The organism is Kitasatospora sp. NPDC057692 (genome assembly GCF_042799475.1).
GTDB lineage: Bacteria > Actinomycetota > Actinomycetes > Streptomycetales > Streptomycetaceae > Kitasatospora.
Map to the genome: position 1 here is coordinate 1 of NZ_JBHVIV010000046.1, position 15600 is coordinate 15600.

Genomic DNA, 15600 nt, shown 5'->3' on the forward strand with positions numbered 1-15600 from the left:
GGCCGGGGCCGCGGGCGCCGCGGGAGCGCCCGCGGAGGGCGCCGTACCGGGCGCGGGCACCGAGGGGGCGGCCGGCGCCGGAACCGCCGGCACGACCCGCTGGGGAGCCGGGGCGGACGGGGCGGACGTCGTCGCGGGGGTCGTCCGGGCGCGCAGCGCGACCTCCGCGCCCGCCGCGCGCTCAGCCTCCCGCCGGGCCTCCTGCTCCCGCCGCTCCTCGGCCTGCGCCGCCCGCCGCTCCAGCTGCCGCAGGACGGCCGAGGCGCGGACGAAGGCGGCCGGGCTGGCCGGGTTCCGGGGCCGGCTCGCGGCGAGCGCCCGCTGGGCCGCCTCGGCCTCCTTGAGGGCCTGCTCGGCGACCATCACGGCCCGCTCCTTGAGCAGCCGGGCGATCTCCGTCTCGGCCTTCGCCAGCCGCGACTTCTCGGCGGTCAGCCGCCGCCCGAAGCGGGTCGCCCGCTCCTCGGCCACCTCGGCCGCGTACTCGGCCTCGGCGAGCTGCTCCTCGAACCGCTCCTCGGCCCGCAGCCGCTGCGCGGCGGAGACCTCGGCCGCCGCCCGCGCGGCCCGGTCGCGCTGCCGCAGCAGCACGGCGAACCCGAGGGTGGCGAGCACCGCGGCCGCCCCCACCGAGCGGACCAGCACGGTGTCCTGACTGAAAAGCAGCGCCCCCAGTGCGGCGACGATGAGCACGCCGGCGGCGGTGGGGGGAAAGACCCGGCCGAGGACGGAGGAATGACGGTGGCGTCCGCGAGACATGCCAAGAAACTAGCGTGCGAATTGGGGCCGTGTCAGCCCAGGGTCCGGTTCGGCCCTTGACAGCGCGCCGGTTTTACCGGACGCATCCGGGAAATCACTCAAGATCACCGGAAATGCCCTGGTCAGCGATGGGTGGCCGCCGGCCCGTGCCCGCCCGGGTCGTCGTGGTTCTCCGGCAGCCGACAGACGTGCTGCAGCCAGAGCGCCGCCGCGATCACCGCCACGCCGGCCAGCACCGCGAAGCCCGCGGTGATCGCCTGGTCCTTGCGGGCCGGCACGTCCAGCTCGCCCAGCAGGTAGATCCCGGCGCCCGCGTAGACCCCGGTGACCACCGCCGAGACCAGCGCGCTGGCCTGCCCGAGCACCACCGCCCGGGCCGCGCCCAGCGGGTCCACCCGCTTCGCCCCGGGCTGCCGCTCGCGCGCCGCCTTCAGCCGCGAGCGCAGCGAGAGCGCGGTCGCGAGCAGGATCACCGCCACCGCGGCCAGCACCACCGGCGCCGCGCCCGGGACCGCGGGCAGCGTGTCCAGCGCGGCCCACAGCTTGGCGCCGGCCCAGGACAGCGCCGTCGTGGCGGCGGTGATGCCGATCAACAGGCGGAGGCGGAGCAGCTTCACTCGGACGGGGTCCTTTCCCGGGCGGCGGGGTACGACGGCGTCCAGCCACCGTACCGGGCCCCGGCCCGGGGGGTCCCGGACCGGGGCGGACACCTATGGGTACGGCCGGCGGCCCCGCACGAGTTCCCCGGCCCGCGCGGACCGGCCGGGCGCGCTCCGGGCCGTCCCGGAGCGGCGGCCTACTCCGGCAGCGTCAGCCGGATGTCCTCGCGCCGCCGCACGCCCTGGGCGTCCGGGCCGCCGAGCGCCGCCAGCAGCCCGGCCACCGGCCCGTGCCCGGGCACCTCGGCGTCCGGCTGGGCGTCCAGCCACGGGGCGAGCACGAAGGCCCGCTCGTGCGAGCGCGGGTGCGGCAGCAGCAGCCGCGGGTCCTCGCTGACGACGCCCTCGTAGGCCAGGATGTCGACGTCCAGGGTGCGCGGGCCCCAGTGGACGGTGCGGACCCGGCCGAAGGCGTCCTCGATCGCGTTGCCGCGCTCCAGCAGGTCGTGCGGCGGCAGCGTGGTGCGGAGCACGACCACCGCGTTGTAGTAGGCGGGCTGCTCGGCGGGGCCGCCCACAGCCTCCGTCTCGTACACCGCGGAGACGGCCTTGATCTTGAGCCCGGGCGTGTCCGCGAGGGCGTCCACGGCCCCCTGGAGGGTGTCCAGGCGGTTGCCGAGGTTGGAGCCGAGGGCGATCACGGCGAACCGCTGGCTGTGCAGGGTGGTGTCGACCGAGTCCACCCGCTGCTCCAGGTCGAAGGCGCTCGGGGCGGCGGTCGGGTCACTTGTGGTCATCGGACTTCCCCTATGGCTGAGACGGGCCCTACGGCGGGCACCGGACGGACGGTACGGGTCATCCGCGGGTCCGGTGGATGGTCACGGTCACGTCGTCGAACGGCACGGTGATCGGGGCGTCCGGCTTGTGCACGGTCACCTCGACCTCCTCCACCGGATCGTGCTTCAGGCACTGGTCCGCGATCCGCTGGGCCAGCGTCTCGATCAGCTCGACCGGCTCGCCGGCGATGATCGCGGTGACCTCCTCGGCCACGATCCCGTAGTGCGCCGTGCGGGTCAGGTCGTCGTCGGCGGCGGCGGGGCGGGTGTCCAGGTACAGCACCAGGTCCACCACGAAGGTCTGGCCCTCGGCCCGCTCGCGCTCGAAGACGCCGTGGTGGCCGCGGGCGCGCAGGCCTCGCAGGGTGACGCGGTCCAGCAAACGAATCACTGCTCCCAGTCGGACGGGCCCCGCCCGGAGCAGGGCCGCGGGCAGGACGGAGACGGGCGTCGCGCCCGCCGCTGACCTTTTCGAATCTACCCGCGTGGGCCGACAACACCCGACCGTCCTACCCGGCACGAACCGTCGCCACGCGCACCGGAATGGCGATTGACGTGAACGTTCGGTGACCTGCCGGGAATTCTCCGGCCACCGTCCGGCGACGTTTTCCCGCGATTTCCCGCCGCGGCCCGGAATCAGTCCTCGTCGTCCTCGTCGGCGCTGGTCAGAACGGGTGAACCGTGGTGGGACCACAGTTTCCACCCGGCCGGAGTGCGCCGGAAGAGATTCGTGGACACGACCTTTCCGCCGACCAGCGGTCCGAGCTCCCCCTCCTGTTCGGCCTCGCCGCCGGAAAGGATGTTCTCGGTGCACGTGACAAGGGCCACATCGCCGTGCACCTCCGCCTCCTCGTCGGTGAGGATGAACTGGATGTACTCGGTGTTCGCCATGATCAGCATGTAGGAGCGGGTCACCTGGGCCCGCCCGCGCAGCACCGGCCACCCCGGGTGGACGCAGACCACGCCCCCCTTGTCGTCCGCCTCGTCGGCGCCCAGCCAGGCGTCCTCCACCGCCGCGAGGTCGCCGGTCTCCAGCGCCTCGTAGAGCGCCCGGTTGGCGGCCAGGACCGCCTCGCGATCCGCCCCGCCGGCCCGTCGGCCCGCCGTCTCCCCGCTCAACCTGCCGTCACCCGCCATGACCCTCCCGTCTTCGCCAACCGCTTCACTGCCGGGCCGCGCGCTGCCAGGCCGCGACCACCCGGACGGCGTCCGCCGTGCCGGACACGTCGTGCACCCGCACCGCCCAGGCGCCGGCCTGCGCCGACAGCACCGACACCGCGGCGGTGGCGTCGTCGCGCTCCCGGGCCGGGCGCAGCTCCCCGGTTTCCGGGTCGGCCAGCAGCGTACCCAGGAACCGCTTGCGCGATGCGGCGACCAGGACGGGCCGGCCGAGCGCGGTGAGCGCGTCGAGCCGCCCGAGCAGCGCCCAGTTGTGCTCGGCGGTCTTGGCGAAGCCGAGCCCCGGGTCGAGGATCAGCTGGTCCTCCTTGACCCCGGCGGCGAGCAGCGCGTCGACCCGGGCGGTGAGCTCGCCGACCACGTCGGCGACCACGTCGTCGTAGACGGCCAGCCGGTCCATGTCGGCGGACTGCCCGCGCCAGTGCATCACCACGAACGGCGCGCCGGTCCCGGCCACCACCCGGGCCATCGCCGGGTCGGCCAGGCCGCCGGAGACGTCGTTGACGACCAGTGCGCCGGCCTCGACGGCCCGCTCGGCCACCGAGGCCCGCATGGTGTCGACGGAGACCGCCACCCCGGCGGCGGCCAGCTCGCGCACCACGGGGACGACCCGGCGCAGCTCCTCCTCCTCGGGGACGCGCTCCGAGCCGGGGCGGGTGGACTCGCCGCCGACGTCGACCAGGTCGGCGCCCCGGGCCCGCAGCGCGAGCCCGTGGGCGATCGCCTTGGCGGGGTCGTGCCACAGCCCGCCGTCCGAGAAGGAGTCCGGGGTCACGTTGACCACGCCCATGACGGCGCAGCGGTCCAGCCGCGGCAGTCCGGGCGGCAGCGGGAAGGGCACCGAATCGCTCATACCCCCATTATCTGACCGTCCGCTTCCGGCCACCCGGGCCACCCCTGGCGACACGTCCGGGACACGTTCCCGGAGGCGTCCGCCGCGGAGCGCGCAGACGCGGCCGGCCCCCGCCGAGGAGCGTCCTCGACGGGGGCCGGCCGCGCGGTGGCGGGGGTCAGGCGGCCTCGGTGACCGCCGGCCGCGCCTCGCCCGGCAGCAGCCCCTGGCGCTGCGGCTTGCGGCCGAAGCGGGGCATGCCCAGGGTGATGAAGGCCTCGGCCTGCATCGCCGCGAAGCCGATCCGGGGCAGGTCGCGGGTGTTCGGGAAGACCAGGAAGCGGGGCTCCCACTCCGGCTGGAACTTCGCGTTGAACTTGTACAGCGACTCGATCTGGAACCAGCGCGACAGGAACACCAGCAGTCCGCGCCAGGCGCGCAGCACCGGCCCGGCGCCGATCCGCTCGCCGCGGGCCAGCGCGGAGCGGAACATCGCGAAGTTCAGCGAGACCCGGCGAACCCCCATCGCCGGGACGGCCTGCAGCGCGGCGACGATCAGCAGCTCGTTCAGGCCCGGGTCGGCCGCCCGGTCGCGGCGCATCAGCTCCAGCGAGATGCCGTCCCGGCCCCAGGGCACGAAGTGCAGCACGGCCTTGAGGTCGTCGTCGGCCTCGCCCTCCTCGGGCGCCTTGTGGGCGGTGACCACCACGCAGTCGTCGTCGCCCGGGTCGCCGAAGCGGCCGAGCGCCATCGAGAAGCCGCGCTCGGTGTCGGTGCCGCGCCAGCGGGCCGCGGCGTCGGCGATCCGCAGCTTCTCCTCCGGGGTCAGCTCGGCCACCCGGCGGACCTGGCAGGAGTAGCCGTTGCGCTCGATCCGCTTGACCATCTGGCGGACGTTGCGCATGGCCCGGCCGGCGAGCGAGAAGGTCGCGGTGTCGACGATCGCCTCGTCGCCCAGCTCCAGCGCGTCCAGCCCCGCCTCGCGGGTCCAGACCTCGCCGCCGACCTCGCTGCAGCCCATCACGGCCGGCACCCAGGCGTGCTCGCGGGCCTCGGCCATGAACACCTTGATCGCGCCCGGCCAGGCCTCGACGTCGCCGACCGGGTCGCCGGAGGCGAGCATCACGCCGGAGACCACCCGGTAGGAGATCGCCGCCTTGCCGGTGGGCGAGAACAGCACGCTCTTGTCCCGGCGCAGCGCGAAGTAGCCGAGCGAGTCGCGCGCGCCGTGCCGGTCCAGCAGCGCCCTGACCTTCTCCTCGTCCTCGGCGGTCAGCTCCGGCTTGGGCTTCTCCGGCCGCAGCGCCAGGTAGGTGGTGGTGAAGGCGGTGATCAGGCCCATCCCGCCGAGCAGGTAGCCGACCAGGTCCTCGATCCGGTCCGAGTTGTAGTGCACCGGGCCCTCGAAGCCGAAGAGCCCGTAGACCACGTGCTCCAGCCGCTGGTACAGCCCGGGGTGGCCCAGCTCGTACTTGGTCCTGGTGCTGACGATCAGCAGGCCGAGCAGGACGCTGAAGGCCCCCAGCACGACCAGGTTGACCACGGCGCGCCAGCGGGTGCGCGGGTCCGCCTTGGCGTAGAACTCGCGCCGGTGCACCAGCATGACCGCGAACAGCACCAGCGAGACGACCGCCGGACCGTACTGGTGCCAGCGCAGCAGGTGCAGCGCCGCGCCGACCGGCAGCAGCACGCACACCGCGCGCCAGGCGCGCCGCTTGCGCCGGCGCAGGGCGTGCGCGAGCAGCACCAGCAGCAGGCCGATCATCAGGGTTCCGGCGGCGGCCAGGGTGGTGGTGCCGCCGGGCAGCTGTCCGGCGAAGGTGTGCACCTTGGTGTGCCGGAGCTTGGGGAACACCGCGCTCGCGATGTCCACCAGCCCGATCAGCAGACAGGCGTAGCCGACCGCGCCGGGGAGCCAGGCCCTCGGAACGGCGGCCGCCTGGGTGCGCAGCGACTGCAGGCCGCGGCGGCGCGGCGGCTGCTCGGGGCTCGGCTCAACGGACACGGGGACGCTCATGGGGGTTCAGCGTAGAGGCTGTGGCGGCGTGTCCGGCCACTCCGGGACGGGAGCCGTGATGGACCTTCATTCCTTTTCCTTCATCGAGCAATACGCACACCAAGGAACCGGAAAAGAAGGGTAAACCGGCGCCCTTGGAGCACTGAGAACTGAGCCGAGGGGTGGGTGCCGGAGCCCCTCACCGCGTGGCGCGACGGACCCCCGCTTGCGTCCTACGTACGGTGGACGCCGCATTTTAGGGCGTCGGTTGCGCACGAGCGCAGTCGGCCTCCCGGGCTCTCCCGGCGCCCGGACAGCCTAGCCGCGCTGGCCCGGGCTGACGGACCGCCAGACGATGAAGCCTGCACCGACAGTGTCCCACCGGAAGGCCGACGGTATGGAACTGACCAGCGACGCACTGATGAACTCGCTGCTCGCCCTGGGTGCGGCGGCACTCGTCACCACCCTCTGGGTCTGGCCCAGACTGGCGCGGCAGCGGCCGCTGCCGGTGCTCGGCCGGATGGGGCTGCTGACGGTGACTCAGGCCTCGGTGCTCGCGGTGCTGGCGCTCAGCGTCAACAACTCGTTCGGGTTCTACACCTCATGGGACGACCTGCTCAGCCCCGGCGGCACCAAGCTCGCCCTCGCCGGCAACGAGAACCACCAGGGCGGCGCCCCGGCCGACGACACCCTGCTGGAGCCGACCGCCGAGGGGGGCATGGAGACCGTCGGGGACCTGCCCAGAGGGGCACCCGAGGAGGTCGGAAAGGTCGAGTCGGTCCGGATCACCGGCAAGGAGACCGGACTGTCCGACCAGATGTTCGTCTACCTGCCGCCGGAGTACTTCGACCCGAAGCTCGGCCTGACCCGCTTCCCGGTGCTGCTGGCCGTCGCCGGCTACCCCGGCACCACCCTCAACCTGCTGAAGGACCTGCCGGTCATCCAGACCGCCGCGGAGCTCCAGCGCTCCGGAAGGATGCAGCCGGCCGTCGTGGTGCTGGCCCGCCCGACCCTCACCCCGCCGCGCAACACCGAGTGCGTGGACGTCGTCGGCGGGCCGCGCACCGAGACCTGGTTCACCAAGGACGTCCCCGAGGCGCTGCACTCCGCCTACCGGATCGGCCGCTCCCCCGCCTCCTGGGGCGTCTTCGGCTACTCGACCGGCGGCAGCTGCGCGCTGCGGCTGGCGATGCGCTTCCCCGGCGTCTTCGGCAGCGCGGGCGGGCTGCACGCCGACTTCAAGGTCAACGAGGACCAGTTCACCGGCGGCAGCCTGTTCGGCGGGGACCGGGCGCCGGCCGAGCAGAGCGACCTCGCCTGGCGGCTGCAGAACCTGCCCGCACCCGCCCTGTCGATGCTGGTGGTCTCCACCCGCAAGGAGGGCGACTACCCGCAGACCGTCCAGTTCGTCGAGCTGGCCCAGCAGGTCGCCGCCGCCAACCCGCAGTTCCAGGTGGAGTCGATGTACCTGGACGACGGCGGCCACAACTTCGAGAGCTGGGTGCGCGAGCTGCCCGCCTCGCTGGAGTGGATGGGCCACCACCTCGGCTGACCCCGAACACCCCCAGGAGGGTGAATACCGGCCGGTCGGGCACAGGGTCCGCCGCCGCGGGGGGAGGTATCTCGACCGCCCCGGCCGAACGACGGCCGGGGCCGCCCCGGATCCGGGCAGGAGGCCCCATGCTCAGCACCCGATCGCTCTTCGACGAGATCTACCGGAACGACGAGGCCTACCAGCTGTTCTGCAGCATCGCCGCCGGCGGCGAGGACCAGGGCGGGTGGGAGAACGAACGGATCACCGAGCTCACGCGCGACCCGGTGCTCGCCCCGAAGATCGCCCGGCACGGCGCCGACGAGCGCAAGCACGGCCGGATCTTCGCCCAACTGCTCCACAAGCGCGGCCTGCCGAAGGTCGACGTGCCCGCCGAGGCCGACTACTGCATGCTGCTGGAGCGCCAGGGCGTCGGCCTCGCCCATGAGCGGCTCACCACCGCCGTCCCGCTGACCGACCGCGAGATCATCACCTACCTGGCGCACAGCCGGGTCACCGAGCAGCGCGCGGCCGAGCAGATGCGCCAGCTCGTCAAGGTCTACGGGGACAACCCCGACCTCGGACGGGCGATGCGGATGATCTCGGCGGACGAGGACAACCACCTCGCCTACTGCCACGAGGAGCTGCTGCGGCTGGCCTCCGCGGGCCACGGGCCGTACATCCGGCACGTGCTGGAGACCAGCGCCCGCGGCGAGATCCGCACCCACCGGGACGTCGGCCTCGCGGTGACGTCCCGGATGGCGGGGATCCTCGGGTGGCCGCGCTGGCAGCTGGCCGTGGTCGCGGCCGGGGTGCGGGCGCTCTACCTGTACGACCTGCTGTACGGCTGGCGGCGGATGGTGCGGCTGCGGATGCCCGCGCGCCGCAACGCGCTGGGCACCCCGGCGCCGCCGCACACCGAGCACGAGCACGAGCGCGAGCCGATCTGATCGGCCCGCGCCCGTCCGGCCCGACGGGGCCGCCGCGACCCGGTCAGCGCCCGATGATGAGGCTCATCGCCTCGGCCCGGGTGGCCGGGTCGCGCAGCTGCCCGCGCACGCAGGAGGTGATGGTCTTGGCGCCGGGCTTGCGGATGCCGCGCATCGACATGCACATGTGCTCGCACTCGACCACGACGATCGCCCCGCGCGGCTCCAGGATCCGCATCAGCGCGTCGGCGACCTGGCTGGTGAGCCGCTCCTGCACCTGCGGCCGGCGGGCGTAGACGTCGACCAGCCGGGCCAGCTTGGACAGGCCGGTGATCTTGCCGCTGGTGGACGGGATGTACCCGACGTGCGCGACGCCCCGGAACGGCACCAGGTGGTGCTCGCAGACGGAGGTCAGCTCGATGTCCTTGACCAGCACCATCTCGTCGTGGCCCAGGTCGAAGGTGGTGGTCAGGACGTCCTCGGGCTCCTGCCAGAGGCCCGCGAATATCTCCTTGTAGGCCCGCGCCACCCGGGCCGGGGTCTCCAGCAGGCCCTCGCGGTCCGGGTCCTCCCCGACGGCCAGCAGCAGCTCGCGGATCGCGTTCTCGGCGCGCTTCTGGTCGAAGGTGCCGACGGCGGGCGGACCGTCGAGCGTCACCGGGTCGATCATGCGGGCCTCGCTTACTGGTTGACGAACAAGGGTTGAACAGCACGGATGCCGCGCCTCCAGGGTACAAACCCCGGTGACGCGGCATCCATTCCGTCGGGTGCCGGAGCTCCCGTCAGTCCTCGGTCGGCGGTTCGACCGGCAGCGGCGGCAGCTTCACCACGTCGGCCGGGGCGGCCTCGACGGCGGCGGCGGCACCGTTGGTGAGCGCCAGCTCCTTCGGGGACTGCACCGGCGGGCGGGTGGACGGCGTCCGGCGGGCGGAGCCGGTCCAGGCCGGACGGGCCGGGCGCTTGACGATCGGCGCGAAGATCTCGGCGATCTGCTCCTTGTTGAGGGTCTCCTTCTCCAGGAGCTCCAGGACCAGGTTGTCGAGCACGTCGCGGTTCTCGACCAGGATCTCCCAGGCCTCGTTGTGCGCGGCCTCGATGAGCTTCTTGACCTCCTCGTCGACCAGCCCGGCGACCTCCTCGGAGTAGTCGCGCTGGTGGCCCATCTCACGGCCCAGGAACGGCTCCGCGTTGTCGCTGCCGAACTTGATCGCGCCCAGCCGCTCGGTCATGCCGTACTGGGTGACCATGGCCCGCGCGGTGGCGGTGGCCTTCTCGATGTCGTTCGAGGCACCGGTGGTCGGGTCGTGGAAGACCAGCTCCTCCGCCGCGCGCCCGCCCAGCATGTACGCCAGCTGGTCCAGCATCTCGTTGCGGGTGGTGGAGTACTTGTCCTCCTCCGGCAGCACCATGGTGTAGCCGAGGGCCCGGCCGCGGGACAGGATGGTGATCTTGTGCACCGGGTCGCTGTACTGGCAGGCCGCCGCCACCAGGGCGTGGCCGCCCTCGTGGTACGCGGTGATCTTCTTCTCCTTGTCGGACATGATCCGCGTGCGCTTCTGCGGACCCGCCACGACGCGGTCGATCGCCTCGTCCAGGATGTTGTTGTCGATCAGCTTCTTGTCCGAGCGGGCGGTCAGCAGCGCCGCCTCGTTCAGGACGTTCGACAGATCGGCACCGGTGAAGCCGGGGGTGCGCTTGGCGACGGCCGAGAGGTCGACGTCGGGCGCGATCGGCTTGCCCTTCTGGTGCACCTTGAGGATGTCCAGACGGCCCTGGAGGTCGGGGCGCTCGACCGCGATCTGGCGGTCGAAGCGGCCCGGGCGCAGCAGCGCCGGGTCCAGGATGTCCGGGCGGTTGGTGGCGGCGATCAGGATGACGCCGCCCTTGACGTCGAAGCCGTCCATCTCGACCAGCAGCTGGTTGAGGGTCTGCTCGCGCTCGTCGTGACCGCCGCCGAGGCCCGCGCCGCGGTGCCGGCCGACGGCGTCGATCTCGTCGACGAAGACGATCGCCGGGGCGTTCGCCTTGGCCTGCTCGAAGAGGTCGCGGACGCGGCTGGCGCCGACACCGACGAACATCTCGACGAAGTCGGAACCCGAGATCGAGTAGAACGGCACGCCGGCCTCGCCCGCGACGGCGCGCGCCAGCAGGGTCTTGCCGGTACCGGGCGGGCCGTAGAGCAGCACGCCCTTGGGGATCTTGGCGCCGACGGCCTGGAACTTGGCCGGCTCCTGCAGGAACTCCTTGATCTCGTGGAGCTCCTCGACCGCCTCGTCCGCGCCGGCGACGTCGGCGAAGGTGGTCTTCGGGGTGTCCTTGGTGAGCAGCTTCGCCTTGGACTTGCCGAACTGCATGACGCGCGAGCCGCCGCCCTGCATCTGGTTCATCAGGAACAGGAAGACCAGCACGATGATCACAATGGGCAGCATCGACAGCAGCAGGCTGACGAGGGTGCTCTGCTTCTCCGGGCTGACGGTGTAGCCCTCGGAGAGCGTGCTCTGGTCGTTGTCGTTGATCTGGGCCTGCAGCTTGTCGGCGATCGCGACGCCCTGGTCGCCGATGTACGAGGCCTGGAACTTGCTGCCGGACTGCGCCTTGCCGCTGCTCACGGCGGGCAGCTTGGCCCCGTCCTTCAGCTGGATCTTGATGGTGTTCGAATCACCTGTGGTGATCTGCGCCGACTTGACCTGCTTCGCGTCGATCGCTGCGACGACCTGACCGGTGTCCACCGTCTTGTAGCCGTTCGAGTCCGAAACGACCTGCATCAGCACGATGACGGCGAGGACGGCCAGCACGATCCACATGATCGGCGCACGGAAGTATCGCTTGACGTCCATCCATGCGGGGCGTTGCCGCCCCGTCCCTCCTGCCACTCAACGGCGCCGCGTGGCTCTGGGCCGCCGGCGCATTCGGTCACTGCTCATGTGAAGAGCGGTTGATTGGACCGTACCGCAGTACGACCGCCATAGGGCGGGAGCACGGCGATACGGCGTTCTTCTATGGTCCCCCGGATCCAACGGGCGGGAACAGGCTGCTGTTCCCGCCCGTCGCCCGAACGGGTCTCAGCCGCCGTAGACGTGCGGGGCGAGGGTGCCGATGAACGGCAGGTTGCGCAGCTTCTCCGCGTAGTCGAGGCCGTAGCCGACGACGAACTCGTTGGGGATGTCGAAGCCGACGTACTTGACGTCGATCTCGACCTTGGCGGCGTCCGGCTTGCGCAGCAGGGCGCAGACCTCCAGGGAGGCCGGGCCGCGCGAGCCCAGGTTGCCGAGCAGCCAGGACAGGGTCAGGCCGGAGTCGATGATGTCCTCGACGATCAGCACGTCGCGGCCGGCGATGTCGGTGTCGAGGTCCTTCAGGATCCGCACGACGCCGGACGACTTCGTGCCCATCCCGTAGGAGGAGACGGCCATCCAGTCCATGGTGACCTGCGAGTGCAGGGTGCGGGCGAGGTCCGCCATGACCATCACGGCCCCCTTGAGGACGCCGACGATCAGCAGGTCCTTGCCTGCGTAGTCCCGGTCGATGCGCTCGGCCAGCTCCAGGAGCTTGGCGTCGATCTCGTCCTTGCTGATGAGCACCTTCGCGAGGTCAGCGCCCATGTCGTTCTGGTCCACCGGGGATACGTCCTCAAACGTGTCGGGGTCTGGATGGCCGGCGGCCGGCTCCCCCGGGGCATGCGCGCCCGTCAGTCGCCCTGTCGCCGAAAGACCAGCGTGCCACACCGCCGGGTCGCTTCGACGCCCCCGGGTAGGTGCAGCGGCCCCTGGCCGCGCCATCCGGTGACCAGCAGGTCGATCGTTTCCAGGTGCCGGGCGAACAGGTCGCCGGCCGGACAGCCCGCCCGCAGCGCCGCCCGGCGCAGCACCCGGCGGCGCACGGCGGGCGGCAGTTCGGCCAGCTTCACGGCGTCCAGGGCGCCCTCGCCCGCACGGATGTCGCGCTCGGCCAGCGCGGCCCACTGGTCGAGCGCGTCGGCGTCGTCGCGGAAGAGCCGGGCGGTGCGGGCCAGCGCCTCGACCACGCCGCCGCCCAGGTGCTTCTCCAGCACCGGCAGCACCTCGTGGCGGACCCGGGAACGGGTGTAGGCCGGGTCGCAGTTGTGCGGGTCGTCCCAGACCGGGATCGCCTGGGCGGAGCAGGCCTGCCGGGTGGCGGCCCGGTCCAGCTCCAGCAGCGGACGGCGGTAGCGGCCCTTCTGGGCCGGCATGCCGGCCAGTGAGCGGGAGCCCGAGCCGCGGGCCAGGCCCAGCAGGACGGTCTCGGCCTGGTCGTCGCGGGTGTGGCCGAGCAGGACGGCGACCGCGCCGTGCCGCTCGGCTGCCTCGTCCAGCGCGGCGTAGCGGGCGTCCCGGGCGGCCGCCTCCGGACCGCCGGCCCGGCCGACCCGCACGGCGACCGCCTCGACCGGGTCCAGGCCCAGCTCGCGCAGCCGGCCGGCGACCTGGGCGGCGCGGTCGGCGGAGCCCGCCTGCAGGCCGTGGTCGACGGTGACGGCGCCGACCCGCAGACCGATCTTGGGGGCCTCGAAGGCGGCCGCGATGGCGAGCGCCATGGAGTCCGCACCGCCGCTGACGGCGACCAGGACCAGCGGGGAGCCGGGCGCGGCGGGGGTGCGGGGCAGCCCGGAGGGGTGGCGGTGGGCGTTGCCGATCAGCGTGGTGCCGACGGCGGCGACGGGCAGCGCGGCGGCCAGCGGCGCGCCGCCGGTGCGCTCGTGCGGCTCCCGGGCGGGCGCGGTGAAGGTGGAACCGACCTCGGCGGCGAGGTCGGTGAGGGTGCGGCGAACGGCCAGGCGTATCGCGGCGACGGCGGGGTGAGGGCCCACGGCGACGACTCCTCGCGGAGGGGGACAGGACGGCGGGGAACGCGGCGGGGGACCGCGCATCCGTGCGCGCCCTGTTACCGGGCGCTCACAGATGGTGGCAGAAAGGAGGCACCCGCTACGCCACCCGCGCCACCGGTACGACCACCGTCCCACGTTCGGGTGAATGAAGAAACGTATCTTCACCCACCATGTGCACGGCTGGACCACCCGTACGAACGGGTTTGGGCGCACGCCTCCCCGGTGTCACCGCGCGACGCGGGCCACCCAGGCGGCGGGGTCGTGGATCTCCTCCTTGGTCGGAAGGGTGTTCGGGGACGTCCAGACCCGGTTGAAGCCCTCCATGCCGACCTGGTCGACGACGCCCCGGACGAAGACCGCGCCGTCCTGGTACTGGCGGAGCTTGGCGTCCATGCCGAGCAGTCGGCGCAGCACCAGGTCCAGCCGGTTGGCGCCGCGGTCCCGGCGCTGCTGGAACTTCTCGCGGATCTCGGCGACGCTCGGCACCACGGCCGGGCCCACGCCGTCCATCACGACGTCCGCGTGTCCCTCCAGCAGGGACATCACGGCGGTCAGCCGGCCGAGGATCTCCCGCTGGGCGGGCGACTGGACGATCTCCAGCAGCCCGGCCGACGACGCGGCGTTGTCGCCCCGGCCGCCGCCCAGGCCCGGCAGCCCGGCGCCCAGCGAGCCGGCGGCGTCGCGCAGCCGCTCCAGCAGCGCGCCCGGGTCGACGTCCGTCTCGGCCAGGAAGGACTGCACCTCGGACTGGATGTGGTCGCGCAGCCAGGGCACCGCGGTGAACTGGGTGCGGTGGGTCTCCTCGTGCAGGCAGACCCAGAGCCGGAAGTCGGCCGGGTCGACGTCCAACTCCCGCTCCACGTGCACGATGTTGGGCGCCACCAGCAGCAGCCGGCCGGGGCCGGGGCCCTCGGGGCCGAGCCGGGGCTTGTCGAACAGCGCGGCCGGGCTGTCCGGCGCCTCCAGCGAGGGCTCGCCCGGGGCGAAGGTCTCGTACTGGCCGAGCACCTTGGTGGCCAGGAACGCCAGCAGCGCACCGACCTCGATTCCGGTGGCCTTCTCCCCCACCGTGCCGAACACCGCGGAGGCCGACCCGTTCGTCCGGCGCGCCTGGAGCTTCTCCACCAGCGGCTGCACGATGGTGCGGAAGCCCGCCACGTTGGCCCGCACCCAGCCGGGCCGGTCCACGATCAGCACCGGGGTCGCGGCCGCCTCGGCCAGGCTGCTGGAGCGCATGCCGGTGAACCCCCGGACGTGCTCCTCGGCCGCCAGCGCGTGCCGGCGCAGCTCGGCGACCACCGCGGCCGCCTCGGCCCGGCTCACCTCCGGCCCCGGCCGCACCAACCTGGTCGCGGTCGCGACCGCGAGATTCCAGTCGACCATGTCGGCACCGCCGCTCGCGCTCGTCATGCCCTCACCGTACGTGCTCCCGCCCGCCTGGGGGAGCCGGAACGGCCGGTCAATGGCCGGTCGATGGCCGCCCGCCGACGCCCGGAGCCCCGCAGCCCCGGCCCACCGCGGCGGTGCCGGCCCGGCCCGGCACCCGAAGCACCCACCCGCACCGGGACGCCGCCCCGCCACCTCGGCGGAGCCACCCCGCCCCGACCCGCAGGGCGCCCACCCCTGCCGACACGGCCGCACCGGGGAACCCCGGGCACGGCCACCCGGCTCTGACGGCCCCCCATACGACCTGCGGGCCGCAGCCGCCGCCCCTCCCCGGGACACTCCGGCAGCCACCGCCCGCACACGCCACAACGGCCTCACCTCGCGCCCGAAAGACCCGCCCGGACCTCGACCAACCACTCGACCCACAGCGCCACCACCACGCGCGCAGCCCCAACCATCGACCGCACCCGAGCGTCCCGGCACCGCACACGCCAGAACGGCGTCACCCCGCACCCGAAAAACCCACCAGAACCTCAACCAACCACTCGACCCACAGCGCCGGCCCAGCCCCGACCGCCGACGATCACCCCGGCACGAGCGGCCCACCGGCCGTGCCAGGCCCACCCGGGGCCGGGGCGCGTCACGTGGGCTCCCGGTCGGCCGACCGGGAGCGCGGGCCCGCCTCGGGTAGACCCCCCGGGCGGGAA

At 73.2% G+C, this 15600-nt stretch carries 14 protein-coding genes; 2 read left to right on the forward strand and 12 right to left on the reverse strand.

Annotated elements, in window-relative coordinates:
* The 7 genes from ACFVFS_RS24230 to ACFVFS_RS24260 form a co-directional block, all read right to left on the reverse strand.
* Positions 1-759: hypothetical protein (locus ACFVFS_RS24230; protein ID WP_380626765.1), on the reverse strand; the 759-nt coding region annotated here is incomplete at its 3' end.
* A gap of 122 nt (positions 760-881) precedes the next feature.
* Positions 882-1376, reverse strand: a complete 495-nt coding sequence (locus ACFVFS_RS24235) for a DUF3180 domain-containing protein (RefSeq protein WP_380626766.1) — start codon at positions 1374-1376, stop codon at positions 882-884.
* A gap of 179 nt (positions 1377-1555) precedes the next feature.
* Positions 1556-2155 (reverse strand): 2-amino-4-hydroxy-6-hydroxymethyldihydropteridine diphosphokinase, encoded by a 600-nt coding sequence (gene folK, locus ACFVFS_RS24240; protein WP_380626767.1) that lies wholly within the window; start codon positions 2153-2155, stop codon positions 1556-1558.
* 58 nt (positions 2156-2213) lie between these two features.
* Positions 2214-2573 (reverse strand): dihydroneopterin aldolase, encoded by a 360-nt coding sequence (gene folB / locus ACFVFS_RS24245; RefSeq protein ID WP_380626838.1) that lies wholly within the window; start codon positions 2571-2573, stop codon positions 2214-2216.
* Between the two features lie 257 nt (positions 2574-2830).
* Positions 2831-3331: a nuclear transport factor 2 family protein gene (locus ACFVFS_RS24250; RefSeq protein WP_380626768.1), complete on the reverse strand. Its 501-nt coding sequence runs from the start codon at positions 3329-3331 to the stop codon at positions 2831-2833.
* A gap of 25 nt (positions 3332-3356) precedes the next feature.
* On the reverse strand, positions 3357-4226 hold the full coding sequence (gene folP / locus ACFVFS_RS24255) for a dihydropteroate synthase (protein ID WP_380626769.1): 870 nt from the start codon (positions 4224-4226) through the stop codon (positions 3357-3359).
* Between the two features lie 157 nt (positions 4227-4383).
* The gene (locus ACFVFS_RS24260) at positions 4384-6222 is read right to left on the reverse strand and encodes a phosphatidylglycerol lysyltransferase domain-containing protein (RefSeq protein WP_380626771.1); all 1839 of its coding nucleotides are present in this window, start codon (positions 6220-6222) and stop codon (positions 4384-4386) included.
* A gap of 376 nt (positions 6223-6598) precedes the next feature.
* On the opposite strand from ACFVFS_RS24260, the gene ACFVFS_RS24265 reads away from it, so the two are divergent.
* Positions 6599-7753 carry an alpha/beta hydrolase gene (locus tag ACFVFS_RS24265; protein ID WP_380626773.1) on the forward strand — a complete coding sequence of 385 codons (1155 nt, stop codon included), beginning with the start codon at positions 6599-6601 and terminating at the stop codon, positions 7751-7753.
* 128 nt (positions 7754-7881) lie between these two features.
* Entirely contained in the window at positions 7882-8682 is an 801-nt protein-coding gene (locus ACFVFS_RS24270) for a ferritin-like domain-containing protein (RefSeq protein WP_380626774.1), read from the forward strand.
* A gap of 43 nt (positions 8683-8725) precedes the next feature.
* On the opposite strand, the gene folE is transcribed toward ACFVFS_RS24270, so the two are convergent.
* From folE to ACFVFS_RS24295, 5 genes are all read right to left on the reverse strand, one after another.
* A complete protein-coding gene (folE, locus tag ACFVFS_RS24275; protein WP_030309924.1) occupies positions 8726-9331 on the reverse strand; it encodes a GTP cyclohydrolase I FolE in 606 nt (201 codons plus the stop codon).
* Positions 9332-9443: 112 nt separating this feature from the next.
* Entirely contained in the window at positions 9444-11498 is a 2055-nt protein-coding gene (gene ftsH, locus ACFVFS_RS24280; protein WP_380626776.1) for an ATP-dependent zinc metalloprotease FtsH, read from the reverse strand.
* Positions 11499-11723: 225 nt separating this feature from the next.
* The gene (gene hpt / locus ACFVFS_RS24285) at positions 11724-12278 is read right to left on the reverse strand and encodes a hypoxanthine phosphoribosyltransferase (RefSeq protein ID WP_049654051.1); all 555 of its coding nucleotides are present in this window, start codon (positions 12276-12278) and stop codon (positions 11724-11726) included.
* Positions 12279-12349: 71 nt separating this feature from the next.
* Positions 12350-13489, reverse strand: a complete 1140-nt coding sequence (gene tilS / locus ACFVFS_RS24290; protein ID WP_380626778.1) for a tRNA lysidine(34) synthetase TilS — start codon at positions 13487-13489, stop codon at positions 12350-12352.
* 243 nt (positions 13490-13732) lie between these two features.
* Positions 13733-14917: a zinc-dependent metalloprotease gene (locus ACFVFS_RS24295; protein WP_380626779.1), complete on the reverse strand. Its 1185-nt coding sequence runs from the start codon at positions 14915-14917 to the stop codon at positions 13733-13735.
* Positions 14918-15600 lie beyond the last annotated feature (683 nt).